Origin of the sequence: Bacillus sp. TH13, assembly GCF_016651175.1 — a bacterium.
GTDB lineage: Bacteria > Bacillota > Bacilli > Bacillales > Bacillaceae_G > Bacillus_A > Bacillus_A thuringiensis_S.
In genome coordinates this window covers 2,939,213-2,964,613 of record NZ_JAEKEJ010000025.1, presented here as the reverse complement: position 1 = coordinate 2,964,613, position 25,401 = coordinate 2,939,213, and the positions used below count along the sequence as shown (strand labels likewise).

Here is a 25,401-nt window from a genome sequence, read left to right as displayed (position 1 = left end):
ATGAAAATTATGGACTATTACATTAGGCTAAGACTACATGCACAAGATCAACAACATATGCGAAATAGCTTACAAGAATTAGCGGCTGTTTTATATTGCAGTACGAAAAACGTAAAGATTTTATTAAAGAAAATGAGCGAGGAGCAATTAATTAGCTGGACTCCAGGGCGAGGCCGCGGAAATAAAACGGAAATTCTATTTATACATAATTTCGTAGAAGCGATTGAGTCCTATACAGATGAACTGTTAGCGCAAGAAAAATTAAAAGATATCTTTCTTCTTTAAAAAGAACCCCTACCCCCTGCACTTCAAAAAAAGATAGAAAATAAACTACATCATCATTTTGGATACGAACCTTCAAATGATATGTACGACGTATTAAAGATTCCTATATCGAGAAAGATATTCCCATTAGATCCGGCTTTTGTGGCTGTAACTACAGAGAGCCATCTTACGAGTCAAATTTTTGATACGTTAGTCGTCTATAACGATGTTACTGAAAAAATGGAGCCTCACATTGCGCATACGTGGGAATTAAGTGCAGATGGACTTACGTGGACCTTTTATTTACGAAAAGATATATATTTTCATAACGAAACAATTTTAACTTCTAAAGATGTACAATTTTCATTTGAAAGACTAAGGCAAGTTCAATCCCCTTTCGAATGGTTAACAGAAGAAATTATTCAAATTGAAACACCATCACCACTGCAAATTCGATTCCATTTAGCAAAACCAAATTTATTTTTCTTACACTATGTAAGTTCCATGCAGCTCGCTATTTTACCGCGTGATACGAGTATTCAAAATCATCATTATATAGGTACTGGACCTTTCAAGCTTGCTCATTACTCTGAAGATAATATCGTACTCGAAGCGTTCACCCATTATTTTAAAGAGCGCGCGTTATTAGACCGTATTGAATTTTGGGGTATTCCTGACCATGTGCAAATAGATGCTGATTATGAACTACCAAACGAAGAAGAAAATGAAAGGTACGACATACTAGTAGAAGAAATAGGCTGCATTTATGCTGGCTTTAACTTTACAAAACCTGGTCCCCACCACGACATTTACTTCCGAAAAGCTTGGAGAGAAATATATGATGTTGAAATGATACTTCGTAACATAGAGGGTAGACGAACAATTGCTGCATCAAGCTTCTTCCCTGAAAGAAGTCGCCAAGCTTCTAAAAGATCTTACTCTTTAGAAAAAGCGAAAGAGTATTTAAAAAAGAGCACCTATAATGGAGAAACGATACATATTTACTTCTTCGCATTTAAAGATAGTGCAAATGATGCATATTTCCTAAAAGAACAATGTGAAAGTTTAGGTATACAAGTAGCGCTTCACCCATTTCCCGTTTCAGATTATATGGATCGCTCTATTGATAAACATGCCGATATTATTTTCATGGGAGAAGTGTTTGCTGCCAATCATGAAATTGCATTCTTAAATGTATTTAAAAATAAAAGTTGCTTCGTAAATCGGTTCATGGACCCGCACTACGAAAAACAAATTAATTGTTTACTTGATACATTTTTATTAGAAGAAAATAAAGAGAAACGCTATGAGCTCATGTATAAGATCGAAGAATTTTTACAAACAGAACACATCATTTTATTTAACTATCACGTTTTAAAAAGAAAAACATATCCTTCTTCTTTAAAAAACGTAACAATTGATTCATTTGGTTGGGCAGATTTTGCGAAGTTATGGATACAACCATCCACTTATTAAAGTGTGAGTTTTTATAAAAAGAGAAGGTACTACCTCCTTAGTAGTACCTTCTTCACATACAAATATAAACTACTATTTAATTACTCCATCTAAATGATCTTTCAAGTTCAATAAATATTGCTCTATATCCGGATTCTTCACCACATCATAACAAGCAAAACTCTTTAACGGACTCATACCGAGAAACTTCTGCACGCGGTGTAAATGACTAAGCGTTGATTCTAAACTTTCTCCTTCAAAGAACTTCGTCTTATCTCCAAATGCTTTTTCAGGTGCATTCCAAGTTGTAGAGAACATATACTCTTTCTCTTTTAATAAACCACCTGTTCCATATTCATCTGCACCTTTAAAGAACAAACCGTATTCATATACTTCATCCATGTACGTTTTAAATAATCCTGGAACGCTAAACCAATAAATTGGTGTTTGATAAATTACAACATCGGCCCATAAAAATTTATCTTGTTCTTCTTTCATATTGTAACCATCTTGAATCGTTGTTGTTTTCACATGATGATTCTCTCCTAATACAGTAACCATATAATCAACTAACGTTCTATTTAATCGTCCTTCCTTTGTACCGTATTTTTCATGTCCATTTATAATGAATATATTTTTCATCGCTTTTCTCTCCCTTATTTTATTCCTCGGCTATTAACCCAAGTTGCTGTTTCAGCGTAAGATTATCTTCTAAATGCCAATCTTCGGTTATTTTTCCGTCTTTCACATGTAAAATATCAATGGCAAAAAAATTGATTTTCTTCCCATTATGCGTTCCTGTAAAAGAAAGACGGGCTGTTACTTTATCACCAACAACTAATAAGTCTTCAATCTCACAATGTATATCAGGAACGACTTTATGAAAATTTTGCGCTGCAAACTTTAATCCTTCAACACCTTGTGGACGGCCTTTTGGTAACGTATTATCGAAGAAACTTTCGGTAACAGTCTGCGGAATAAGTTCCTCCTTACCTGTATTCCAAAATGCATAAAAACGCTGCGCTGCATGAACCATTTCTGTCGCTTTCTCTTTACTTAGTGAAGAATCAATTGTCATTGCTTTTGGCTTTGGCATTTCTTTTAATAACTGGACTTCAGTTTTTTCCTCCACACCACATGCTACAAGTACAATACAAACAACAAACAAACTAAGAAATCTAAACAACTTTTTTATCCCCATGAAAATCACCTCCTCTTCATCTAAACCCTTTGTATTTCGTATTGCTATTGTATATTCACTATCTTCCTTTATGGAAGTAGTGATATTTTTTTCATATAGTTACTAAAAGTATAGTTTTGTGGTACTATAAAGCAAATTCATTCAAAAAATTTTATGGAGGCTTGTTCCATGAACAATATAGATCCAGTTGAATTAACGAAAGGTTTACCTGGCATACCTTGTCCTATCGCTAAAACGCTTGATGTAATTAGTACAAAATGGACGTTTCTAATCATTCGTGATCTTCTTATCGAAGGAACATTACGCTTTAGTGATTTACAAAAATCAATGGATGGTATTAGTCCAAAAACATTATCGCTTCGACTAAAAGAATTAGAATCTCAAGGCATTATAACGAGAAAAGTATATCCAGAAGTTCCACCTCGTGTAGAGTACACATTAACAGATAAAGGAAAGCAATTAGAGGGGATTTTTATTGAACTAAAACGGTTTGGATTAAGTTTATAAAATGAAACTTTAATCAGGATAAAACAAAAACCCCTTACCGTCGTGAAGTGAACCCGAATAGTGGTACATGAAAAAACACCTCCTGAATTCGCATACTAAGTATGCAAATTCATTGGAGGTGTTTTTCGTTTGAAGACAAGAGTTCATTACCCAGAAGAAACAAAGTGGAAAGTCATTGAAATGAAGAAAGACGGTTATTCAAATCGTGCAATTATGGAGAAACTCGGAATTAAAAATGTTTCCCAAATTAAGACATGGATGAAATGGTATCGTACAGATCAAACGTATCGTTTTCAACAACCTGTAGGAAAACAATATTCTTATGGAAAAGGACCAAAAGAGCTCAGTGAATTAGAACAGCTACGTTTAGAAAATAAACATCTAAAAACAAAATTACTTGTATGGGGAAAGTATCTGGAAATCGAAAGGGGCTGAAACCAGAAACTGTAGTTACTTTATGGAGAAATGTACAAACAAAAATAACGGTAAAAGACTTGTGTAACGTATTAGAATTACCCCGTTCTACATTTTATCGTTGGTTACAACGAACGGAAGATCTGAAAGATGATATAGAAGAAAGAGTAAAGGACGTCTGTCTTAGGCATAAATTCCGGTATGGATATCGAAGAGTGACCGCTACTCTTCGAAAAATGGGACTGTGTGTCAATCATAAAAAAGTATTACGAATCATGAGACAAAATCATATTCTTTCAAAAGTGCGTCGGAAGAAAAAGAAATATATCAATGGTGCGGAACCAATGGTAGCCCCTCATCGATTGGAGCGCCAATTCGATGCATCCAAACCAAATGAAAAGTGGTTTACGGATGTGACGTATCTCTTATTTGGAGAGCGTACCTTGTATTTATCAACGATCATGGATGCCTTTAATCGTGAAATTATTAGTTGTGTCATCAGCGAATCACAAACACTGACATTAGCGATGAAAACATTGAAACAAGCAATGAGAGGGCGAAAAGTAAAAGATGTCCTTCTTCACTCGGATCAAGGAAGTATTTATACAGCAAAAGAATTTCAAGCGTATGCCAAAGAAAACGGCATGATCACCAGCATGTCCCGGAGAGGAAATTGCCATGATAATGCCGTCATGGAAAGCTTCTTTGGTCATTTAAAAAGTGAAGCTTTCTATTCACAAAAGATAACAAAAGTATCCAACACAACTGTGCGAAAGATTGTGCTAGAATACATTCATTACTACAATTGTGTGCGAATTCAAGAAAAATTAAACCACCTATCCCCTAAAGAATTTAGGGAACAAGTGGTTTAGGTGTTTTGATTGGTGTCCCGTTTTCGGGGTTCACTTCATCGTAAGGGGTTTTATTACTTAGCAAAACTCTCAGCCAACTGTTTCTCTCTCCACATAAATGTAATGCCGAGACCAACTATTAAAACGACTCCTGAAAATGCATATGGATAATGAATATTCATATCAAATAATATTCCGCCCATCGCTGGTCCTGCGATATTTCCTAAACTCGTATAAGTCGAGTTCATACCAGCAACGAATCCTTGCTCTTTTCCAGCTGCTTTTGATAAAAACGTCGTTAAAGCTGGACGAAGTAAATCAAATGCTAAGAAAATGAAGCAAGTAACGAGAAGTACAATCCAATAATTAAAGACTACAGTTGAGACGAATGCTAATACTGCACCTACAATTAAACATATTTGAATTAACACTTTCTCACCGAACATGTCTACCAATTTGCCAAACATAAATACTTGCACAACTACCCCAAAGATTGAACTAATTGTAATAATTGCTGCGATATCTTTCGGCGAGAAGCCAAATTTATGATCAGAGAACAAGCTAAACACTGTTTCATACGCTGATAATCCGAATGCGAGTACAAATACGATAATGAATGCAATTGCATACATTGGATGTAATGATTTCTTTAAATCACCAATAAAACTTGATTCCTTCGTATTAGAAGAAATCTCTGCAAGTGCTTCTTTCGTTAACGGTTCTTTTAAAATAAAGATCGAAATCACACATGCTATAAAAGCAATTACTGCTGCAACGAAAAACGGCACACGTATACCGTATTCTGCAATAAATCCGCCGATTCCAGGACCTATAATGAATCCAGTACTAATAGCCGCAGATAAGTATCCCATCGCCTTTGGACGTTCCTGAATAGATGTAATATCCGCAACATATGCCGTAACACCAGGCATAATAAAAGCAGCACTAATTCCGCCTAATACCCTTGCTACATAAAGCATCCATACATCTTTTCCTAATCCAAAAAGAAGCTCTGAAACACCAAAAATAAATAATCCAATGATTATCATTTTCTTTCTACCGTAAAGATCAACCCACCGGCCTGTAATAGGTGAAGTAATGAGCTGTGCCATTGCAAACACTGCAACGAGATATCCCATCGTCTTCCCTGTTAAACCCATATCATTCATAAAGGACGGCATAACCGGAATGATTAATCCAATCCCTAAAAAAGCGATAAATATATTACTCAAAAGAATGACCAATACCATCTTTTGTTCTTTTATCGGTTTCTTCACTTTTTAACACCTCTTCCCGTAAGTTCCTCTCAAAAAATAATGCCCAAGAAGCTTTTTCTCTATCCTTCTATTTGTGGGCTAGTCATGAGTAGAGATGCCCCCTACTCGTTAGAATTTCACACTATCCTTCCACACATACATACGCATTAGGTGAATGACTATCATTCAGTTTTCCTCAAAAATGAACCTACCTTTTCAGACAGGTTCATCTCACTATTTCTTTATATGTAGTGCATGTGTTAAAAAATCTAGTACTTCTGCCTTTTGTAGCTCGACTTGCTCATCATCTTTATGATCATATAGATACACTTGTTCCGCTGCTGATTCAACTAGAGCGATAAATAACTTCGCTGTTCGCTCTGCGTGAACCGAATCACGAATTTCACCAGCTTCTTTTGCCTCATTTAAAAATTCACTTAGCCACATATAAAGGGGCTCATACACAGCTTCCCATTCTTTTATATGTTCTGTAGATGCAAGACCAGCATACATTAAAGCTTGTATTTCACGATATTCAGCTATAAAGTGAAACACCGCATCTATTACTTGCGTCACTTTACTTGAGAAAGGCGCATCGTTTTGCACTTTTTCTTTCACTGCAAGTATCATCTTTTCAACCATCACTTCTGCTATTGCAGGCATAACAGATAACTTAGAAGGAAAATATAAATAGAAAGTTCCTTGCGCAATGCCAGCTAATTTCACGATATCAGAAATCTTCGTTTTTTCGACGCCCTTTTCCTGAAACACTTCAATAGCTGCATAGACAATTTTCTCTTTTTTATTCATCATCTAAACCCTTTCACACGCATATTGAATGACTGTCACTCATTTTATAAGATAATCGATTGTACTGTCAATGATAGTGAACTCTAAGAGGAAATCATTTTTTTATAATAAAATCTCCTAATAAACAATTAGGAGATAAAAATACAATATACCTTTAAGAAAGTGCCTTTAATCCTGTCACTCCACATACAATAAGAAACACACTAATGATACGCGCTTTACTTTTCGACTCACCAAACAAGAACATGTTTAACAAAACTGCACCTGCTGTTCCGATACCAATCCAAACCGCATATGCGACACTTACTTGTAAAAATAAGAAGGAAGTATACAAAAATGCGAAGGATGTAGCAAACCCACCTATATAAATCGCACCATTGGCTAATGTCTTATCTTTACTATACATTTTAAGTCCTATCACACCGACTATTTCACTAATTGCAGCACAACATACGAAAAACCAACCCATTTTTAAGCAGCTCCTTCCACAGTTTCTTCTTTATTGTCAGCTAACTTTAAACCGATAACGCCGGCTACTACCATAAGAATGAAGAATAGTTTGCCTGCGCTGAAACTTCCACCGAAAAGAAATACATCCATTAAGAAAGTACCTACCGTACCAGCTCCAGCGAAAACAGCATATACAGTTCCTGTTGCAAGATGTTCACACGCTTTAGAAAGGAAGTGAAAATCAACAGCGATAACTCCTAAAATAATAATCCAATGCCACCAAGTATTAGCCGTATTAAAACCAAACACCCAAAAAATTTCAAAGATACATGTTAATATGACATATAACCAAGCTCTATTTTTCATACCTCTCACCTCTTATGACTGACTATCAGTCATTTTTATTTTAAAAAAATATACTCTTTCATCAATACTATATTAACCACTATCATCCTCATTTACCATTGTATTTGTTCCATTTCTAAGCTAACTGCATTCTGTCACATAAAAATGACTGAATGTCATTCATAAATATTGTACACGAATATTTTATAAACTGTCAATGATGAAAGATTATTTAAATTATCGTTCATCCGATTGTATATTTCTCAATAATCTGTCAATAATATTAGTAACATAATATTTTCTCCACTCCCCCTTGGAGAGATCCCTTTAATAGAGCAGTTAGCTTTTGCTAGCTGCTCTTTTTAATTTGTCCGCACACGATGATGAAATACTCATAGATCAAATCTATTTTTCATCACATAACAACATCTATTTATTTTCCAATGAGCACTTGTATGCACTAATTTTATTTTCGAGCATCTTCTCTGTAACTTCTAAGTTTTCTCTTTGAATCTGAATAGACTTCTTATGATCTTCTAGGAGCTGTAAACGCGCTTCGGTTGTATGCTCCCCTTCTGTATATAATCTAGCGTATTCTCTTATTTTCGCTATTGGCATTTGCGTTTGTTTTAATTTCATTACAAACTGCAACCACTTTATATGTGACTCTTCGTAAAGTCGATTTCCATTTGTATCGCGATTTGCCATTAATATATTTTCTTTTTCATAATAACGTAGTGTATATGTGCTCACTCCTAATAATTTTGCTACCTCGCTAATTGTGTACATACTAAAACCCCCTCCGCATGCCATTTATCCTCATACATTTTACGATCTTATCAAATTTATAAAAACCATTTGACTTAGAGTATACTCTAACAAATACAATCTAACCATAAATTAATTTGAACTTAGGAGGATTTTATATGAAATACACTGTTATTACTGGTGCAAGTTCCGGAATTGGTTATGAAGCAGCTTTAACATTTGCATCTCGCGGAAAAAATTTAGTACTTGTAGCTCGAAGACAAGAAGAATTAAACGGATTAAAATTGAAAATTAACGAAATGTATCCCGAGTTGGATGTTATCATTCGAAGAACTGATTTATCTGTCACTGAAGATGTTTATAAACTTTATGAAAGCCTACAAGCTTTTCAAATTGAAACATGGATTAACAATGCTGGTTTTGGTAATTTCGCCTCAATTGCTGAACAAAATTTAAATAAAATAGAGACTATGCTGCATGTCAATATAGAAGCACTAACAATACTCTCTTCCCTTTTCGTTCGAGATTATTCAATGGTTGATGGAACACAGCTTATTAACGTTTCATCGGGCGGCGGATACACGATTGTTGCTAATGCTGTTACGTATTGCGCTACAAAATTCTATGTAAGTGCATTTACAGAAGGGCTGTCTCACGAACTGAAGGAACAAGGCGCAAAACTGCAAGCAAAGGTTTTAGCTCCTGCTGCAACTGAAACAGAATTTGCGAAACGTTCATTTGATATTGATGAATTCCAATACGATAATGTTGTACCAAAATTCCACACTGCAAAACAAATGGCACAATTTATGCTCGATCTTTATGATAATGATAAAGTTGTAGGAATTGTCGACGGTTTAACGTATAACTATGAACTTAAAGATCCACTTTATAATTTTGCCGTGAGACAAACGAATTCAAATGCTTGATAACATCTCCATTTCTTATGAAATATATGTTCCCGCTATATATGTAAATAATAGTGGGAACTTGTTCTCTATAAATTTTTCACCCAACATACCGAACCATCGCCACTTCATCACAATAATCCACCTTTGGGCAATGTCTACAATCAATCCATACTTTCTCTGGCAACGCTTCTTTATTTACAAAATCAAATCCACACTTTTGAAAAAATACTGTTTCATATGTTAAGGAAATTACTCTTTTTACATTTATTTTCGTAGCTTCCTCCATTACATGATTTACGAGCATACGCCCTATCCCTTTCCCTGCATATGTATGCGAAACTACTAACGATCGTATCTCTGCAAGATCTTCCCCTAATACATGCAATCCAGCAACTCCAACAATTCTCTCATCTTCTTTCATAACATATAAACATTGCAAATATTGATAAAGAGACAAAAGAGAACGCGGTAAAACAACTCCCTCTTTTGCATAAATCTCAATAAGACTATAAATTTCTTTCACATCACTCGTAACTGCATTAAAGATTTTCATATTACATCCCCTTGCTCCCGATATTAATATTTATAACTTCGAATGAATTTTAATACATAATTCCATATAATAATACAGCTCTCTTTTCTCCTCGTCAATCACTTTATACAAACAAAAAACCAAGCAATCTAATCGATGCTCGGTTCCTCATTTCGTATCGGTAATACCGTCGAATATTTAATTTCACGAAGTGCTAAACTTGTCTGTATCCTTGTAATACCAAGCTTATTCAACTTTCTAATAAACTGCTCCAGTTCTTTACGATCACGATTTGCAACCTTTAATAAATAATCGTACTCTCCTGTTAAACAGTGACATTCTAACACTTCTGGCATTGATTCTAATTCTTTCTCCAACACTTCCAACTTGTCAAATTGATGAATATTCGTACTCATAAAAATAAAACATAATAAATCAAACCCAAGCTTTTCTTGATTTAAAATCGCAACTTGCTTATCGATGAAACCTTCCCCATCTAATCTTTTTATTCTTGCATGCATCGCAGCCGGTGATAAATTAACGCGACGTGCCAGTTCTGCATTACTTACTTGTGACTCCTTCTGCAATATATCTAAAATTTGTACATCCAAATCATCCAACACTTTAATAACAGACGACTCCATTACAATTCCCCCTTTTTTCTTACCGATGATTATTCGAAAAAACACCTTATAATTCATATAAAATTGAATATTTTTTCGTAAATACTATTTACAACTAAACATTTTATCGAGTTTTTATCATTATACAAAAGAATATATTACATAATAAAGAAAAATGCTAAAATTATTTACAATTCGTATTGATTACAAAAAAGGGGATTTTAGTATGCCTTATTTTTATGTCTTTTTACTATTACTAACGAGCTTATTATGGGGAGGAAATTTTGTCGTTGGGAAATCACTCGTCGATCATGCATCACCGATGACACTGACAAATTTAAGATGGATGATTGCGATTGTTTGTTTATTACCAATGGTATGGTTTAAAGAAAAGAAAATCCTTCCACCACGTACCGCAATAATTCCGTTAATATTGATGGGAATTTCAGGGGTCGCTCTTTTTAACATTTTTCAATTTTTAGCATTAGAAAAAACATCCGCTACGAATGTAGGTCTTATCTCTACGTTGAACGCAATTTCAATCACATTATTTTCAGTATTATTTCTAAAAGAAAAAGTAAATACACTTCAAATCCTATCCATGATTCTTTCATTCTTCGGGGTTATCCTCGTCCTATTAAAAGGTGATTTCTCACTTTTATTTTCACTACATTTTAATAGCGGTGATTTATGGATGATTGCAGCAGTTTGTATTTGGGGAATCTATTCTGTTTGTAGTAAATGGGCAACAAAAACAACTACACCACTTATGGCAACGTTGTACTCTGGTATTTTCGGCGTTATTTTATTACTACCGTTTAACATAGGTAGCTTCACTGTTTCAAATATAAATACTTCTTTCATCACATCACTTTTATATACTGGGCTTATTTCGACAGTTCTTTGTATGGTATTTTGGAATCTTGGCGTACAAAAATTAGGCGCAACTACATCAGGTATTTTTCTAAACTTCAATCCAATTTTCACAGCCATTCTAGCATTCATATTTCTCGGAGAAGAATTAACGTGGATACAAATTTTAGGGACAATTGTCGTTGTAACAGGATGTTATTTATTTTCTCATTTCAAAACTGTTGCCGTTCAGCCTGTTAGACCTTTAATGCGAAAACATTCTTAATGAAAAAACATCGTCATCTGGGTTGGCGATGTTTTTATTTACTCTTCATTTCTTTTATATACTGCTTTTCCTCTTCTGGCGATAAACGTTCCGTCGCCTTGCCAGTATCTCCACCTTGAAGGCTCCATAAAAAGTTGTGCTCCTCAACGGTTTGAGAAAAATCTCCTTTTTCCCATCTATTTATAATAGAAAATAACTTCATTTTATATTGAAAGCCTGTACTATTTTCAATATCTCTTTTTACATTAGAAATTTCCTTTTTTGTCATCTCTACAAATCCCCATTTTTCAGAGGATTTTACCTTTTGGTGCACCATTTTATGCATAGTAGAAATAATTTCACCTTCACTAATTTGCGAAGCTTCTTCTGCGGCTTTTTTCTCTTTTTCGTTTGCCGCTCGCTCGGTTTGAATATTTTTATTTTCTTTTTCCACATATGCAAGCAATTTCTTTCCGCCAACTATAGAAGAGAAAATTACCATAATGGTAATACATATACCTACAATCCATTTAAAAAGCATTAGCTCTTCATTGCTTCCTTAACAATATAACTATCTACATATTGCTTAAACTTCACGATTTTTCCGTTCTCAAGTTGCCATACATGAACAAATTCTGCTTCAAATGATTTTCCTGTTTCTTTATAAACTCCAGAATACATACCTTCAGCAATAATTACATCTTTTCCGTTTACTTCATGATATGTATTTACACTTGCTTTATAATCATCCCATTCTGATCCTAAACGGCTAAACACATTTTCCATTATAGCTTCTACACCTTTATATGTTCCGCCATACGGGAAACCTTCTGCCTCTGTCCATTCCACTTTTTCAGAGAAGGCTTCTGCTAAATGCTGTGCATTCGAAGAAGCTGATCCTTCATACGTGCTTTGAATAATTTCTAAATTTGATTTAGGCATATTACTTCCTCCCGTTTATTTATTTCTACACAAGACGTAACCAACATAGTTACATCTTGTGTAAAAAAATATTTAAATTGTTTTACTCTTAATCTATTTGTTGTAATTATTATAGTTACAATTATTCTTCAAGTCAACAATTTATAAATAAAATTTACTTCGTTTTCATTACTTTCTCTTTTAAGAAACGATCTACATATCCTTCTGCTTTTACTACGAATAAATACGCACCCATTGATAATAATGCAAGATCTAATTCATATCCCGGATTCTTTCCATCTCCTAATAAACCTGCTGCTCCATTTACCTTTACGATAGCTCCAGCTAAAATAAGAGCGAATAACAATCCTACATATCGGACACCTAAACCGATAATTAATAATATACCACCAACTAATTCAACTGTTGCTACGCCGTATGCAAGGCCACCTGGTAAACCGATGCTTGTAAACCATCCTGCTACGTTATCGATACCTGATTGAAACTTTGCTAAACCGTGTGCAAAGAACGTAACTCCTAACACGATACGAATAATTAAATTCCCAATATATTGATTCATTTTGAACTCTCCTTTTTGTTTTGTTATGGTGAACTTTTATTTACAAGTCAAAACAATACGGTATTTTATTTCATTCGTCAAATACTTTTTTAAAGGAAACAAAAAACATTATCCGTTTTACGGATAATGTTTTCCTACAAAATAGCGCTAATTCAAGCTTTTATTCTATCACATAGAAAAAGTTGAAACATTTTTCCAACGCCAATATAAGGCAGTAAAGAAACGTCCTCTTCCATAACCATTCCAACAACATTCACTTTCTCATCTACAGGTAAATCATGTGTAGCAACTTGTATCTCGCCTGCATATCTACCGTACAATTCATTATCAATTGTAATGCTGCCTTTCTTTCTTACAATTGTATGCATCGGCTGTAAAACCACTCTATTTCTTTCCCTTGATTCTACAGATCGAATAACATCACGAGCCGGATCTAGTCTATTTGTATGCACTTGCTCCACCACTTTTAATACTTCTTTATCAGTTATAAATGATTTGTAACGCAATGGAATAATCCCTCTACTCGCACTAGCTACTTCTTGCATACTTTCCAAACTTGCGCTTATATCTCCAATCAATACTTTATCAACACCACAATCTTGAACAAGTTCTAAGTACGCTTCAAGCGGGCGCATATGGCGATGTTTTTCTAACGTTGGCAACCCTTCATGTAACGGACCACGTTTTTCCGCATCTCCTGGAATAAATGCCATCGTTTTTATTCCGCACTCCTGTAAATATTGATTTTGCTTTTGTAAGAAGGACTTTGCTAGTCCTGTCTCTGGACGTGGGTAAAAATTATGCCATGCTTCTACATTCTCTACTCTTATATGTTCTGCAAGTAATTCTTTCCAAAATGGCTTTATAATCGTACTCGCATTTAAAGCTACTTTCATCTTATGAGATACGCTTGCAATTTCTTTTGGCGCAATGCCGTAATCCATTCTTAAACCGGTAATGCCCCAGTCCAATAGTTCTTCCACATTTTCATATGTTAGCCCTAAATGGTGTAACGATTTTGGAGAAACATCAATCATTAACTCCATTTCATGTGCAAGAGCTTGTTTCCCTAATATTTGAATTAACTCTTTATACGTATTTGGATCATCTTCTGGAATGTGCAGTGATGTAAAAATAGATGTAAACCCATTTTCCTTCGCTACTTTTAGCCACTCTTCTTGTTTCTCTACTCGTTCTTTTGAAAGATAAATGGAAACTCCGATCATATAAATCTCCCTTTCTATTAATAGAAAAAGAGAAAGGAACCCCTTTCTCTATATGTTTTCTGCCATTTCTTCTTTAAATCCGAAGAAGTACGTAAAGATAAATCCAAAAGCATATGCAATTACTAAACCTAAGAAATATAGTAAATATTTATTGTCAGCAATTAACGGAATTAAAGATAGCCCTGATACGCCAATTCCAAGAGAAGCTGTTTGCATAACTGCTTGGAATGCACCACCGACAGCCGCTCCTAAACAAGCAGTAATAAATGGTTTCCCAAGTGGTAATGTCACCCCGTATAATAACGGCTCACCAATTCCTAAAAAGCCAACTGGCAATCCACCTTTAATTACATTTCGAAGTCGCTTGTTTTTTGTTTTCACATAAATCGCAATTGCTGCGCCCACTTGTCCAGCACCAGCCATTGCGAGTACTGGCAATAAAGGTGTTACGTGTGTTTGATTAATGAATTCCATATGAATTGGTGTTAAACCGTGATGCAATCCGACCATAACGAGAGGTAAAAATGTTCCGGCAAGTACTGCGCCAGCAAATGCTCCGCCAATATTTAAAATAGCATTAATTCCGCTCGTAATACCATCTGATAAGAAACCTGCTAATGGCTGAATGGCTAACATCGTTACGATACTTACAACTAATACAGTAATGAGTGGTGTCACGATAATATCAACTGCATTCGGCACTGCTTTTCGAACTTGTCTTTCCACTACAACCATAAGCCATGCTGCAAAAATAACTGCGAATAATCCGCCCCGTCCGGGCACTAATGCTTCACCAAACAATTTTACGTTTGCCATCGCCGGGTTAAAAATTAAAATACCAGCAATTGCCCCAAGAACCGGTGTCCCGCCGAACTCTTTCGCTGTATTCCAACCAACTAAAATTCCTAAGAATGTAAAGATACCGCCGCCAATGAGTAGTAACATTTGTAACCACGTTGCATTTGGATCAGCACCAGCGTTTTTCGCAAAGTTAGCAACCCCGTTTATAATTCCTGACGCAACAAGTCCTGGAATTAACGGAATGAAAATACTTCCTATTTTTCGTAAAAAGTTTTTCACCGGTGTATTATTTTTCTTCTTAATCTCTGATTTCATCTCTTGTCCAATATCTTCAAGGTGATGATCTGCTACCTCACCAATTCGTAGCCCTGTCAAACCTTCCATTTCAGCTGCTACTTTATTTACTGTTCCGGGACCAACGACAACTTGAAGCGTCTCATCTTCAATCACACCCATAACGCCTTCAACTTTTTTTAAAAGGTCCATATTTACTTTACTTTCATCATGAAGCGTTAATCGTAGTCTCGTCATACAATGAGCAATACTACGAATGTTTTTTATTCCTCCAAGTTGCTCCGAAATTTCCTTGGCCATTCTCTCTTCTTTCTTCATAATAGAATCCCCCCTCCCTATTATTTTATAGTGCTTTCTTCACAAACCCTTTTGCGTATTTTAGTTTCTCCAGTGCTTCCCCATACTCACACTGCAACAACACCATAACAATCGCAGCTTTTACGTTACGTTCTGCCTTTTCATAATACTCTCCCGCTACTTCATAACTAGCGCCTGTTGCTTCCACAATAATGCGTTTTGATCGTTCTACTAACTTTTCATTTGTAGATTGAACATCTACCATTAAGTTTTTATATACTTTCCCAACACCAATCATAGAAGCTGTTGAAATCATATTAAGTACTAATTTTTGCGCTGTACCAGCCTTTAAACGCGTTGATCCTGTTAATATTTCTGCACCTGTCTCTACTTCCACGTTTAACTTTGCATATTTACTTATTTCAGCATTTTTATTACAAGAAATACTCGCTGTACTCGCTCCTACGCTCTGTGCGTATTTCAAGCCACCAATTACGTAAGGAGTTCTGCCACTTGCAGCAATTCCAATCACTGTGTCTTTCTCATTTAATCCAATACTTTTTAAATCTTCTTCTGCTAACTCTTCGCGATCTTCGGCACCTTCCACCGCTTTAGTAAACGCTTTCAATCCACCTGCTATAAATCCTTGCACCATTTTATCATCCGTGCCAAATGTCGGCGGACATTCCACTGCATCTAGAATACCTAAACGACCACTCGTACCAGCACCAATGTAAATTAAGCGTCCCTCTTCTTCAAAAGATTTAATAACAGTCTGTACAACCTTTTCAATTTGTTCTATCTCTTTTTCAACTGCTAACGCAACAGTTCGATCTTCTTCATTCATACTTTGCAACACTTCTTTTATGCTCATTTCATCCAGATTCATTGTTTTCTCATTACGATGTTCTGTCGATAAATTTTCTAACATATTTCCACCCTCTTTGAAATTATATTTCACACTTTTATTATAACTTCAAGAAACTAAAAATCAATAACTCTTTCTTATTTTATGAAATAAAATTTCACAACATGACATATTTGTGTCAAAGATAATAAAAAAGATGAGTCTCCTCACCTTTTCTTCTACTTTAACTTCCGTAACCGCAACGCTTCTTCTCGCGTCTCCATAAATTGATCCAATACTTTATTGCCAATTCGGTTGAAAGTAATCACATATAAAGCATCAATCATATTCAGTTGCGTCATTCTCGACGCAATACTTGCAATACGATGATCTTGTTCTACATCTGGCATACAAAGACGAATGTCCGCTTCTTTATATAAGGGGGATGATTGATCTAGCTTCGTAATTCCAATAACAGTTGCACCTTGTCTCTTTGCATACTGCGCCATTTCAAGCACATCTCTCGTTCGACCAGATGTTGAAATCGCAACAAATATATCGCCTTCTTTTAAATTTGTCACAAGCGGCAACATCATATGAAAATCAGATAGCATCATCGCTGTAAATCCGAGCCGCGTAAATTTATAAGCCCCGTCCATTGCTGGCGTAGCTGATCCGCCTACTCCGTAAAATATAATTTTATCCGCATTGACAATACGATCTGCAGCTTTCTCAAGTTCCTTCTTATCTATCGCAGTAACACTCGCCTCAATCGCAGCTTTATTCACATAAGTGACTTTATTAAACAAATCGTACGGGCCATCTTCCGTATTCATCACTGAAAAATCGTTAATATTATAATCAGCAATCGTTAATTCACGAACGAGTGCTATTTTAAATGCTTTAAAGCTCCCAATCCCAATCGACTTACAAAAGCGAACGACACTCGCTTCACTTGCGCCTGCATTCGTTGACACTTCTTTCGTCGTTAAATTCGGTACAATCTCTGCATTCTCCATTATGTACATGGCAACCTTCTTCTCAGCTGGTGAAAATTGATCCATATTACTTTCAATTTTAAATAGTAATGTTGAAGCTTTCACTATTTAACCTCCACTTCTTACGGTTGCGTTCACTTATTTTCTCTTACTTCAAGAAGGTAAAAACCATCATCGCCAGGAGGATGAAACACATTTACAATGCGATTCCCTTTTTGATAAACAGTTCTTTCTCCTTCTGTCCACTTCTCTTTCCAACCGTTCATCCAAATCGCAACATCAGGTAAAAAAGCAGTATATTTCAGCTTCTGATCGTACTCACCATCTGCTTCTTCCGAAAAAATAGAAACCGGAAAATCTTTCACTTTTGATTCTTTCCATGCAGTAAATGGTATACATACTGCAATAAGTACAATTACACCGATAACCTTCTCCTTCGTAATCTTCACACTTCCCTCTCCTTGTCATATCACATACATAGATTTTACCATAATTACAAACCCTTCATGCTATATGATCGTTGCTTTTAGGAATAAAAAAAGAGCTTACCTACATCAGATAAGCCCTTCCTCTCTATACAAAATATTTCTTCAAAAGTGGCGGTGTAATAATCGTCGTCAATATAACAACAATAACAATCGCTGTGAAATTTTCTTTCGCTAATAAATTCGCCGTAAGTCCATTTGCTGCGATGATAAGCGCTACTTCACCACGTGATACCATCCCCGCACCAATACTAATAGAAGATTGGAGATTAAATCCTGTCAGTCTCGCTCCTAAACCTGATCCGATTAACTTTGTGAAAATTGCAATGAGAGTCATAATAATAATGAACCAAAGCTGGCTTCCAATGCCTTGAAATGTAATTTCCATTCCGATACTTACGAAGAATACTGGAACAAATATTGCATAAGCAATCGGTTCAATTTTATGTTCCACCTCATGCTTATACTCTGTTTGAGAAATAGCAATTCCTGCTGCAAATGCTCCAATAATGCCTGCAATCCCCATCATTTCACTGTAATAAGAAAAAGAGAAGCAAATAATAAGAGCCGCGCTAATTAACGCTTCTGTTACACGAAGCGGGACAAGCATTTTCATAATCCAAGGAACGACTTTCCAAGCAATAAAAACAATACTTACAAAGAAAATAATTTTCTTTGCAATGACAAGTGTTATATTAACATCTTGTGTTCCTAAAAAACTCATTACAAATGCCAATAAAATAACGACAATGACATCATCAAATACGGCAGCACCTAAAATTGTTGTACTTTCTCTCGTATTCATTTTTCCTAGATCACGTAGCGTCTGCACCGTAATACTAACCGATGTTGCGCAAAGTAATAACCCTAAAAAAATGGCATGGGACTGCATTAATCCAAACAGCAATCCTGTTACATAACCACCGATGAAAGGAAAAATAATTCCACCAGCCGCTACTGCAAATGACGATTTCAAATTCCGATTTAACTCTTCTAAATCTGTTTCAAGTCCCGCCATAAACATAAGTAACAAAACACCAATCTCACTCAATTCATCAATCAGTTCAGAACTATTAATAATACCTAATACAGCCGGACCGATAATAATACCGACAATTAACTTACCAAGTACAGAAGGCTGACCAAGTCTTACACTAATGTCACCAGCTAATTTCGTACAAAGTAAAATGACGACAAGTTCAAAATAAAATAACATAGCATCTGCTCCTACTTTAACTTTAATCAGTGGGTCGTTAACCCCCGTCCATTTCTGCAAGTAGTTTCCCCTATTGATCCGCATTTTATTTGTCATATTTTTATTTGACAAAATATTCTGAATTATATTAAGATTAATCCAGCAATTTTAAAAACTACATACCATAACTGCACCTCCACTTCCTTACTTACTCTTTTTTAACGGGCTCATACTATAGTCGTAGTTATGGAAATGAAAAAACGGGGGGAGAGTCCAAAGTGAAGTCATTATTACGAAAAAAAGCGCTTAGTACTGAATCACCAAAGCAGCTAGATAGAACATTAACTGCACTCGATTTAACGTTTCTAGGAATCGGCGCCGTAATTGGGACAGGGATTTTTGTATTAACAGGTATTGTTGCAGCAAAACATTCTGGTCCTGGTATTATGCTATCATTTCTTATTGCTGCATTTACTTGTGCTTGTGTAGCCTTTTGTTATGCTGAATTTGCTTCTTCTATTCCTGTCTCAGGAAGTGTGTATACTTACGCATACATGACAGTCGGAGAAGTCGTCGCCTTCATCGTCGGCTGGTGTTTAATGCTCGAATATTTACTTGCCGTTGCAGCAGTAGCTGTCGGTTGGTCTGGTTATTTACAATCTTTACTACAAGGATTTAACATCCATCTTCCCGCCATAATCGCCTCGGCCCCTGGCGTAGGAAAAGGTGGTCTCATTGATTTACCAGCTGTCTGCATTTTACTTCTTATTACTGGCCTTTTAAGTTTTGGTATACGCGAAAGCGCACGCATTAATAATATTATGGTTCTTATCAAGTTAGCCGTTATTATCGCCTTTATCGTAGCAGGTGCAAAATATGTAAAACCTGAAAATTGGACACCGTTCATCCCATTCGGATACGACGGTATTATTACTGGGGCTGCCACTGTGTTCTTCGCCTTCTTAGGATTTGATGCAATTGCAACCGCTGCAGAAGAAACGAAAAAACCGCAGCGTGACTTACCAATTGGTATTATCGGTTCTCTTCTTATTTGTACTGTTTTATATATGATTGTATCTTTCGTTTTAACAGGTATGGTTCCTTATACGCAATTAGACGTTTCTGATCCAGTTGCATTTGCATTGCATTTCGTTGGTGAGGATACAATTGCAGGACTACTCGCTGTTGGAGCGATGACTGGAATGACAACCGTTCTCTTAGTCGTTATGTATGGACAAGTTCGCGTTTCGTATGCAATGAGCCGTGATGGTCTACTTCCAAAAGCGTTAGCACGTGTAAATAAAAGAGTAAAAATCCCTTTATTAAATACGTGGATTACTGGCGTTGTTGCTGCTTTATTAGCAGGACTTTTAGATTTACATTTGCTAGCGAATTTAGTAAACATCGGCACGTTAACAGCCTTTACATTCGTTTGCTGCGCAGTACTTATTTTACGAAAAACACACCCTGATTTAAAACGTGGATTCCGTACACCTTTCGTACCTGTATTACCAGTTGTCGCGATTCTTTGCTGCTTATATTTAATGATCAATTTGTCTAAAACAACATGGATTAGCTTTGCAGTTTGGCTTATAGTCGGCTTATGCTTCTATTTCTTCTACTCTAGGAAACATAGTCATTTAGCTATTGAAAAAACAAATGATGAAAAGAAAAAAGCATAACAAAATAGCTCGCCGATAAAACGGCGAGCTACCTTCATATCTTATTATTTTTTTTCGTCAACGATTGTAAAATGATGAATATGCCAATGCAAGCTGTAAACCATGCCCAATTTCCTATTGGTGTCGAGTATTTAACCATTCCAATACCTACAAGCAATAGGAAAATAATCACCTGATATATGAGCTTCCACTTTTGCATATATTCCCTCCTTTACTTCGTTCCCTTCTTTTTATTCTTCCAGGCATTCAAACTATCAAAGAAAAAGTTAATAAATAACGTTCCTAGTCCTGCTAATAAAAAAGTCATTAAAAATAAAACCCAAATACTTTTCTCTTTTAAGAAATAATATCCTACAAGGAGCACAACCGCGATCCATACATATTCAAGAATCCTTTTTAGCTTTTTCTGTTCCAAATTATTCGCTCCTTCATTCTATGCTACTTTTAGTATAACAAAAAAGAAGCCTATCATGATAAGCTTCTTTTCTTCTCTCTTATTTGTTCATACTTTTGTCAACGAGTGAAATCGCATACTCTAATGTACGATTCATCGTTTCTACCTGTGCATCTTTTACTTCCACATCTTTTAATACAGCTTCTGCAACTGTAATTTTTTGTTGCAATGATTTCACTGAACCATCTGTTACATTTACAGCTTGCGCTTTCTTCACTACTGCTTTTGCAGATTCAATATTGATCTGTAATTTTTCTTTCGGTGTTTTTGGTTGTTCTTCTGCCACTTTTGATTGTACAAATGTTACATTAGCTGTTTTTAATTCGTTATACGTTTGAATAATTTGTTCCCCAGTACTTCCTACATTTTCGAACGCTTGCTTTGCAATGTTATAGCTTTTCTCTAGTTCTTGAAATGCTTCCTTTGAATATTGACCTGGCTTATCACCAAATTCATACGTACCAGCTAACACTTCTTTTACTTTTCCAAGCTCTTCAAATAACGCAGTTACTTGCTCTAACTTCGTACGGTTAGAAAACTCATTGTACGCTGCTAATACTTCTGAAGAACTTAACGCTTTACTATATAATTTCGCAAGCGCAATTTGTCCGTTTAACGGAATACCACCATTTCCGTTACTATCAGGATCCGCTCCAAGTGCAAATGGTACGTTTGGATGATACACTTTCCCAGTAGCTGGCTGGCTATTTACTTTTTTACCATCTACGTAAATTGCCACTTCACTTCCGTTATATGTTCCTGTTAAGTGATACGTTTTATTTGCTGCTAATTTCGTTCCAACACGTTTATAGCTACCACCAATATGAGCCCACAGTTCTACAGTTCCATCGCCTGTAGATTCAAAACCAATTCCACCGCTCTCTGTATTTTGCAAAATACCTTGGCCACGGATTTGATTCATTGAAAATACCGTTTCTAGCGTAAATGTATTTGCTACTTTCTCTTTTTGTGCTGCTGAAAATGGAAGGTATCCAAATGTATTAGATTGTCCGTTTAACTTCATAACATTCTTTTTCAATGCTTTATCATATTCAATAGTCACATTGCCCTTCACATCACCTTTTGTACCAAATGGTGAATTGTCTTTAAATGTACCATCTGCAAAGTTTACATCAAAAACATCAGCTTTTGGTACTTTCACATTCGGGTCAATATTATCTTTTTTCGTAGTAATTTCCGCAGTTAACGGCTGCGCGGTTTCATTGCCAAATGAATCAATCGCAAAGACTTCAAGTGTATATGTTTTCCCGCCATCTAATCCTGCAAGCGTAAACGTAAGATCTTTCGGCACTGGATCACGATAAAACTCTGAGAATGCTAACAATTTATTTTTTATTTCACCCGTTTGCTTATCTCTAGCCTGTACACGGTAAGAGTGAACAAGAAGGTTGTCCAATGCTTGCGGGAATGTTACTGTTGCCGCATTTTCTGTTACATTTGATACAGCAAGCTTTGCATCCTTAGCAAAGTAAGGCTTTTCTTTATCACGATCTTCTACATGTGTAAATGTTTCTTTCTTTGCTGGTAATTTAATTTTCCATGGCTCGCCTGTCCAAGAATTCGTATGGAAATCTCGTCGATTAATCGTTACTTCTTTATCGTCTACTTCTACTAATAAACCTTGGCTTAATGCACGCGATTCTGAAGGAGTATTCCCTTGCACTTTGCCACCCTCTACCTCCATATAGCTTACAGAAGAGGTACCAACAGATGTAAAGTCCTTTTGATGAATCGATCTTGGATCATCTAATGGATAATGTGAATGACCTGAAAACGTAATGACTTGCGGATATTCTTTTAATACTGCATTAATTTTTGCACTATCCTTTGTTCCCCATTCTTGGCTACCGTACACTGTATCTTTAATATGTTGATGTAAAAATACAAAAATCGGTTTTTCTGGATCATCTTTTTGCGCCTTTGCCATTTCTTCTTTTAACCAATTAATTTGTTTGTCCGAATAATACCCATGTGTCGTTTCATTTTCTGGAGACATTACGATAAAATGATACCCTTTTACCACTTTATGATAATAAATTGATTCCATTCCTGTTTTTTCTAAGAAACGCTTCTGCGCTCCTTCTACAGATAAACCGTTCCAATAATCATGATTACCAAGAGAATTCATTCGTACTGCATCTTTATTTGCATTTTCGTTATATACTTGCATGAAACGATCATATTGCTGCACAGACCCTGAATCAGTAAAATCTCCCACAATTACGAACGCATCTTGCTTTGGTGCAAGCGTATTGAACTGTTCAATCGCTCTTTTCCAGCGAAACATATCATCTGTTCCACTATTTTTAATATGAACATCACTTACAACTGGGAAAACTATTTTCTTCTCATTTGGTGCCTTTTCTTGCTTTTTCTCTTCCGCTTTGACTGATGTACTCCACGGAAATGATACAAATGCTAATACAAAAACCATCAATAATCCAATAAGACCTTTTACTTTTCGTAAAGCAATTCTTTCCACGTGAATCCTCCTCATAATAATTGATTCATTACAAGGGCTATTTTATCTAATACATGTTAATGTCGTTTAAATAACAAATGAACTTTATTAGATTTTTGTAAATATACAGTTAATTAGAAATTAAGTCCAACATTCCTCGTACTATTGTATACAACCACCTTTTGTCTAAAAGAGTCTGATCATTCTTTTCCTATGACTATTCACATATAATCTTTTCTATAACACTAATGATAAGTTAAGGTTTAAGCCTATTAGACAATTTTAATTTTTAATATTCCCTTCTTTTTTTAACACATCGGCCATGCTTTTACATTTAATAGTAGTAAAAGACAACTTAAAAGGAGGGGTTGTATTGAAGAATAAAAAAAATATCGGCTGTTTCGCTCCTTTATCTATTATTTGTCCAGACCCTTGTCCACCGCCCCCTCCTCCAAATCCAAATTGCGAGCGAGTAACAAATGAATTTGCAGGGAATTTCCTTATAACTAATAACACCATTCCTTCTACCAAAGATGCATCACAATCAATGATACTGTGGCAAAGTGATGGGATACTACTTATATCAGGTACTGTCTCAGTTTACAATAGTACTAGCAGCACAGAAGCAATTACAATTCAGATCGTTGGAGCCGTAACCAATATTTTCACTGTGTTTCCTGGTAATACAATATCGTACACAGGAAAAGACTTACAATCGGTCAGTATTATCAATATAACAAGTAATCCTTCACTATATTTAGAAGGCAAGTACTGTTGTGAATTTACATGTTGCTTATAGAATACCAATTTCATTACTTTCTCAAAAAAAAGCATACCGTTCACGGTATGCTTTTTATGAGATTGGATAACGTACTGTAATACAAAACTCACCTTGATTAACAGTCGTTCCTGTCGTAGTAATTCGGACAGTAGTAAAATATCGGACAGTGAAAGTACCACTACTTTGTGGTTGTACAGTAATTGTATCAACTACTGTTGCCCCTACTAAAAAATCAACTGTAATCGGGTTGGCTCCCACATCGTATTTCACGTAACCTGAACCATATACTTCTTGCGTGATATTATTTGTATATACAATTTGAGTACCAGCACCTGTAATAGACCAGTCTGTACATACTTGGTCTTGCACAAGTGTTTTATTAGAACAACAAGACAAACTGGAACTTCTCATTCCCATTTTGAACCTCTCCTATTCTGCTATGAAAGTGGATAACGTGTTGTAATACAAAATTCTCCCTGATACGTTCCAGCAGGTGTTGCAGGTAACACAACTTGTATACTATCAAAGCGGCGATACGTAAAAGCAATACTCGTTCCTGGGTTTAATGTTTGTGTATCAATTGTACCCCCAGCAGAATCAAGTACCTCTACAGTAATTGGGCCTGGTCCAACATCATATTTAACAAAACCAGTACCAACTACGTTTTGGTTAATATTATTTGTATAGAGAACATTATCAATTGCTGTTGCAACTACAGTAGCAGACCACGGACTACACACTTTATCTTGCACATAATTTTTATCTGGACAACAAGTTAATGCTGACCCTGAGCACTCACAAGACATAGTTGTTTCCCCTCTCTCTTTTATATTCCCTATATGTGTATGTCCCTC

30 protein-coding genes and 1 pseudogene are annotated in these 25,401 nt (G+C 35.7%); 7 read left to right on the top strand and 24 right to left on the bottom strand.

All coding sequences use genetic code 11. The features are described from left to right. Window positions 1-1,740, top strand: a pseudogene (locus JFU02_RS23790) (SgrR family transcriptional regulator). Window positions 1,741-1,812: 72 nt separating this feature from the next. Here the strand turns inward: JFU02_RS23790 and JFU02_RS23785 are convergent. Then, window positions 1,813-2,361, bottom strand: coding sequence for an NAD(P)H-dependent oxidoreductase (locus tag JFU02_RS23785; protein WP_000789194.1), 549 nt, complete (start codon window positions 2,359-2,361; stop codon window positions 1,813-1,815). A 19-nt stretch (window positions 2,362-2,380) separates the two neighbouring features. Then, window positions 2,381-2,920 carry an ester cyclase gene (locus tag JFU02_RS23780; RefSeq protein ID WP_000511568.1) on the bottom strand — a complete coding sequence of 180 codons (540 nt, stop codon included), beginning with the start codon at window positions 2,918-2,920 and terminating at the stop codon, window positions 2,381-2,383. 168 nt (window positions 2,921-3,088) lie between these two features. Here JFU02_RS23780 and JFU02_RS23775 point away from each other — a divergent pair, with 168 nt between their 5' ends. Then, the gene (locus JFU02_RS23775; RefSeq protein WP_001059470.1) at window positions 3,089-3,427 is read left to right on the top strand and encodes a winged helix-turn-helix transcriptional regulator; all 339 of its coding nucleotides are present in this window, start codon (window positions 3,089-3,091) and stop codon (window positions 3,425-3,427) included. A 129-nt stretch (window positions 3,428-3,556) separates the two neighbouring features. Next, a protein-coding gene (locus JFU02_RS23770; RefSeq protein WP_097821174.1) for an IS3-like element ISBt2 family transposase occupies window positions 3,557-4,713 on the top strand; the annotation gives its coding sequence in 2 pieces (ribosomal slippage) (window positions 3,557-3,809 and window positions 3,809-4,713; 1,158 coding nt in all). Window positions 4,714-4,766: 53 nt separating this feature from the next. Here JFU02_RS23770 and JFU02_RS23765 read toward each other — a convergent pair. The 5 genes from JFU02_RS23765 to JFU02_RS23745 form a co-directional block, all read right to left on the bottom strand. Further along, window positions 4,767-5,969 carry an MFS transporter gene (locus tag JFU02_RS23765; RefSeq protein WP_086406522.1) on the bottom strand — a complete coding sequence of 401 codons (1,203 nt, stop codon included), beginning with the start codon at window positions 5,967-5,969 and terminating at the stop codon, window positions 4,767-4,769. Between the two features lie 213 nt (window positions 5,970-6,182). Next, window positions 6,183-6,761: a TetR/AcrR family transcriptional regulator gene (locus tag JFU02_RS23760; RefSeq protein ID WP_001996782.1), complete on the bottom strand. Its 579-nt coding sequence runs from the start codon at window positions 6,759-6,761 to the stop codon at window positions 6,183-6,185. A gap of 151 nt (window positions 6,762-6,912) precedes the next feature. Beyond that, window positions 6,913-7,227: a DMT family transporter gene (locus JFU02_RS23755; protein ID WP_000539667.1), complete on the bottom strand. Its 315-nt coding sequence runs from the start codon at window positions 7,225-7,227 to the stop codon at window positions 6,913-6,915. A 2-nt stretch (window positions 7,228-7,229) separates the two neighbouring features. After that, a complete protein-coding gene (locus tag JFU02_RS23750) occupies window positions 7,230-7,574 on the bottom strand; it encodes a DMT family transporter (RefSeq protein ID WP_000796020.1) in 345 nt (114 codons plus the stop codon). Window positions 7,575-7,982: 408 nt separating this feature from the next. Beyond that, window positions 7,983-8,366: a MerR family transcriptional regulator gene (locus tag JFU02_RS23745; protein ID WP_003306379.1), complete on the bottom strand. Its 384-nt coding sequence runs from the start codon at window positions 8,364-8,366 to the stop codon at window positions 7,983-7,985. 113 nt (window positions 8,367-8,479) lie between these two features. Here JFU02_RS23745 and JFU02_RS23740 point away from each other — a divergent pair, with 113 nt between their 5' ends. Beyond that, entirely contained in the window at window positions 8,480-9,250 is a 771-nt protein-coding gene (locus tag JFU02_RS23740) for an SDR family NAD(P)-dependent oxidoreductase (protein ID WP_000878084.1), read from the top strand. Between the two features lie 79 nt (window positions 9,251-9,329). Here the strand turns inward: JFU02_RS23740 and JFU02_RS23735 are convergent, their stop codons facing one another. Beyond that, complete coding sequence (locus JFU02_RS23735) at window positions 9,330-9,785, bottom strand: N-acetyltransferase (protein ID WP_000689150.1); 456 nt, start codon at window positions 9,783-9,785, stop codon at window positions 9,330-9,332. Window positions 9,786-9,913: 128 nt separating this feature from the next. Continuing rightward, window positions 9,914-10,408, bottom strand: coding sequence for an Lrp/AsnC family transcriptional regulator (locus JFU02_RS23730; protein WP_000446097.1), 495 nt, complete (start codon window positions 10,406-10,408; stop codon window positions 9,914-9,916). A gap of 205 nt (window positions 10,409-10,613) precedes the next feature. Here JFU02_RS23730 and JFU02_RS23725 point away from each other — a divergent pair, with 205 nt between their 5' ends. Beyond that, window positions 10,614-11,525 (top strand): DMT family transporter, encoded by a 912-nt coding sequence (locus JFU02_RS23725; RefSeq protein ID WP_001146235.1) that lies wholly within the window; start codon window positions 10,614-10,616, stop codon window positions 11,523-11,525. 34 nt (window positions 11,526-11,559) lie between these two features. On the opposite strand, the gene JFU02_RS23720 is transcribed toward JFU02_RS23725, so the two are convergent. The 9 genes from JFU02_RS23720 to JFU02_RS23680 form a co-directional block, all read right to left on the bottom strand. Then, window positions 11,560-12,045 (bottom strand): PRK06770 family protein, encoded by a 486-nt coding sequence (locus tag JFU02_RS23720; protein WP_201071716.1) that lies wholly within the window; start codon window positions 12,043-12,045, stop codon window positions 11,560-11,562. Next, the gene (locus JFU02_RS23715) at window positions 12,045-12,446 is read right to left on the bottom strand and encodes a nuclear transport factor 2 family protein (protein WP_001126709.1); all 402 of its coding nucleotides are present in this window, start codon (window positions 12,444-12,446) and stop codon (window positions 12,045-12,047) included. The genes JFU02_RS23720 and JFU02_RS23715 overlap by 1 nt, the downstream gene beginning before the upstream one ends. A gap of 154 nt (window positions 12,447-12,600) precedes the next feature. Next, window positions 12,601-13,005 (bottom strand): DoxX family protein, encoded by a 405-nt coding sequence (locus tag JFU02_RS23710; RefSeq protein ID WP_001077751.1) that lies wholly within the window; start codon window positions 13,003-13,005, stop codon window positions 12,601-12,603. Between the two features lie 152 nt (window positions 13,006-13,157). Then, complete coding sequence (locus tag JFU02_RS23705; RefSeq protein ID WP_086406524.1) at window positions 13,158-14,231, bottom strand: DUF871 domain-containing protein; 1,074 nt, start codon at window positions 14,229-14,231, stop codon at window positions 13,158-13,160. Window positions 14,232-14,279: 48 nt separating this feature from the next. Further along, window positions 14,280-15,644, bottom strand: a complete 1,365-nt coding sequence (locus JFU02_RS23700) for a PTS transporter subunit EIIC (protein WP_000711293.1) — start codon at window positions 15,642-15,644, stop codon at window positions 14,280-14,282. A 25-nt stretch (window positions 15,645-15,669) separates the two neighbouring features. Further along, window positions 15,670-16,554: an N-acetylmuramic acid 6-phosphate etherase gene (gene murQ, locus JFU02_RS23695; protein WP_000892346.1), complete on the bottom strand. Its 885-nt coding sequence runs from the start codon at window positions 16,552-16,554 to the stop codon at window positions 15,670-15,672. Window positions 16,555-16,709: 155 nt separating this feature from the next. Further along, on the bottom strand, window positions 16,710-17,573 hold the full coding sequence (locus tag JFU02_RS23690; protein WP_000648167.1) for a MurR/RpiR family transcriptional regulator: 864 nt from the start codon (window positions 17,571-17,573) through the stop codon (window positions 16,710-16,712). Between the two features lie 29 nt (window positions 17,574-17,602). Continuing rightward, entirely contained in the window at window positions 17,603-17,917 is a 315-nt protein-coding gene (locus JFU02_RS23685) for a hypothetical protein (RefSeq protein ID WP_000704955.1), read from the bottom strand. 124 nt (window positions 17,918-18,041) lie between these two features. Further along, on the bottom strand, window positions 18,042-19,265 hold the full coding sequence (locus tag JFU02_RS23680) for a cation:proton antiporter (protein ID WP_050427771.1): 1,224 nt from the start codon (window positions 19,263-19,265) through the stop codon (window positions 18,042-18,044). Between the two features lie 161 nt (window positions 19,266-19,426). Here JFU02_RS23680 and bcaP point away from each other — a divergent pair, with 161 nt between their 5' ends. Continuing rightward, window positions 19,427-20,830, top strand: coding sequence for a branched-chain amino acid transporter BcaP (bcaP, locus tag JFU02_RS23675; protein WP_000838714.1), 1,404 nt, complete (start codon window positions 19,427-19,429; stop codon window positions 20,828-20,830). A gap of 34 nt (window positions 20,831-20,864) precedes the next feature. On the opposite strand, the gene JFU02_RS23670 is transcribed toward bcaP, so the two are convergent. The 4 genes from JFU02_RS23670 to JFU02_RS32640 form a co-directional block, all read right to left on the bottom strand. Beyond that, a complete protein-coding gene (locus JFU02_RS23670) occupies window positions 20,865-21,029 on the bottom strand; it encodes a hypothetical protein (protein WP_086406527.1) in 165 nt (54 codons plus the stop codon). Between the two features lie 12 nt (window positions 21,030-21,041). Continuing rightward, a complete protein-coding gene (locus tag JFU02_RS23665; protein ID WP_000435797.1) occupies window positions 21,042-21,245 on the bottom strand; it encodes a hypothetical protein in 204 nt (67 codons plus the stop codon). Window positions 21,246-21,324: 79 nt separating this feature from the next. After that, window positions 21,325-23,787, bottom strand: coding sequence for a LamG-like jellyroll fold domain-containing protein (locus tag JFU02_RS23660; protein ID WP_000439560.1), 2,463 nt, complete (start codon window positions 23,785-23,787; stop codon window positions 21,325-21,327). 261 nt (window positions 23,788-24,048) lie between these two features. Further along, window positions 24,049-24,297, bottom strand: a complete 249-nt coding sequence (locus JFU02_RS32640) for a hypothetical protein (protein ID WP_003306373.1) — start codon at window positions 24,295-24,297, stop codon at window positions 24,049-24,051. Between JFU02_RS32640 and JFU02_RS23655 the strand changes: the two genes are divergently transcribed. Then, window positions 24,182-24,565 carry an S-Ena type endospore appendage gene (locus JFU02_RS23655; protein WP_232294445.1) on the top strand — a complete coding sequence of 128 codons (384 nt, stop codon included), beginning with the start codon at window positions 24,182-24,184 and terminating at the stop codon, window positions 24,563-24,565. The two genes, JFU02_RS32640 and JFU02_RS23655, sit on opposite strands and share 116 nt — an antisense overlap. Before the next feature lie 54 nt (window positions 24,566-24,619). Here JFU02_RS23655 and JFU02_RS23650 read toward each other — a convergent pair whose 3' ends face one another. Together JFU02_RS23650 and JFU02_RS23645 are read right to left on the bottom strand one after the other, a co-directional pair. Then, window positions 24,620-24,964, bottom strand: a complete 345-nt coding sequence (locus JFU02_RS23650) for a DUF3992 domain-containing protein (RefSeq protein WP_000525819.1) — start codon at window positions 24,962-24,964, stop codon at window positions 24,620-24,622. A 20-nt stretch (window positions 24,965-24,984) separates the two neighbouring features. Next, window positions 24,985-25,353 (bottom strand): DUF3992 domain-containing protein, encoded by a 369-nt coding sequence (locus tag JFU02_RS23645; RefSeq protein ID WP_001277542.1) that lies wholly within the window; start codon window positions 25,351-25,353, stop codon window positions 24,985-24,987. Window positions 25,354-25,401 lie beyond the last annotated feature (48 nt).

What these genes read in the sequence shown, in the direction of transcription:
- JFU02_RS23650 (WP_000525819.1), bottom strand. Translation starts at nt 24,964, where the DNA reads ATGGGAATGAGAAGTTCCAGTTTGTCTTGTTGTTCTAATAAAACACTT.
- JFU02_RS23720 (WP_201071716.1), bottom strand. Translation starts at nt 12,045, where the DNA reads ATGCTTTTTAAATGGATTGTAGGTATATGTATTACCATTATGGTAATT.
- JFU02_RS23735 (WP_000689150.1), bottom strand. Translation starts at nt 9,785, where the DNA reads ATGAAAATCTTTAATGCAGTTACGAGTGATGTGAAAGAAATTTATAGT.
- JFU02_RS23750 (WP_000796020.1), bottom strand. Translation starts at nt 7,574, where the DNA reads ATGAAAAATAGAGCTTGGTTATATGTCATATTAACATGTATCTTTGAA.
- murQ (WP_000892346.1), bottom strand. Translation starts at nt 16,554, where the DNA reads ATGTTAGAAAATTTATCGACAGAACATCGTAATGAGAAAACAATGAAT.
- JFU02_RS23785 (WP_000789194.1), bottom strand. Translation starts at nt 2,361, where the DNA reads ATGAAAAATATATTCATTATAAATGGACATGAAAAATACGGTACAAAG.
- JFU02_RS23710 (WP_001077751.1), bottom strand. Translation starts at nt 13,005, where the DNA reads ATGAATCAATATATTGGGAATTTAATTATTCGTATCGTGTTAGGAGTT.
- JFU02_RS23715 (WP_001126709.1), bottom strand. Translation starts at nt 12,446, where the DNA reads ATGCCTAAATCAAATTTAGAAATTATTCAAAGCACGTATGAAGGATCA.
- JFU02_RS23670 (WP_086406527.1), bottom strand. Translation starts at nt 21,029, where the DNA reads ATGCAAAAGTGGAAGCTCATATATCAGGTGATTATTTTCCTATTGCTT.
- JFU02_RS23680 (WP_050427771.1), bottom strand. Translation starts at nt 19,265, where the DNA reads ATGACAAATAAAATGCGGATCAATAGGGGAAACTACTTGCAGAAATGG.
- JFU02_RS23740 (WP_000878084.1), top strand. Translation starts at nt 8,480, where the DNA reads ATGAAATACACTGTTATTACTGGTGCAAGTTCCGGAATTGGTTATGAA.
- JFU02_RS23700 (WP_000711293.1), bottom strand. Translation starts at nt 15,644, where the DNA reads ATGAAGAAAGAAGAGAGAATGGCCAAGGAAATTTCGGAGCAACTTGGA.
- JFU02_RS23755 (WP_000539667.1), bottom strand. Translation starts at nt 7,227, where the DNA reads ATGGGTTGGTTTTTCGTATGTTGTGCTGCAATTAGTGAAATAGTCGGT.
- JFU02_RS23730 (WP_000446097.1), bottom strand. Translation starts at nt 10,408, where the DNA reads ATGGAGTCGTCTGTTATTAAAGTGTTGGATGATTTGGATGTACAAATT.
- JFU02_RS23645 (WP_001277542.1), bottom strand. Translation starts at nt 25,353, where the DNA reads ATGTCTTGTGAGTGCTCAGGGTCAGCATTAACTTGTTGTCCAGATAAA.
- JFU02_RS23760 (WP_001996782.1), bottom strand. Translation starts at nt 6,761, where the DNA reads ATGATGAATAAAAAAGAGAAAATTGTCTATGCAGCTATTGAAGTGTTT.
- JFU02_RS23725 (WP_001146235.1), top strand. Translation starts at nt 10,614, where the DNA reads ATGCCTTATTTTTATGTCTTTTTACTATTACTAACGAGCTTATTATGG.
- JFU02_RS23780 (WP_000511568.1), bottom strand. Translation starts at nt 2,920, where the DNA reads ATGGGGATAAAAAAGTTGTTTAGATTTCTTAGTTTGTTTGTTGTTTGT.
- JFU02_RS23775 (WP_001059470.1), top strand. Translation starts at nt 3,089, where the DNA reads ATGAACAATATAGATCCAGTTGAATTAACGAAAGGTTTACCTGGCATA.
- JFU02_RS23745 (WP_003306379.1), bottom strand. Translation starts at nt 8,366, where the DNA reads ATGGCATGCGGAGGGGGTTTTAGTATGTACACAATTAGCGAGGTAGCA.
- JFU02_RS23705 (WP_086406524.1), bottom strand. Translation starts at nt 14,231, where the DNA reads ATGATCGGAGTTTCCATTTATCTTTCAAAAGAACGAGTAGAGAAACAA.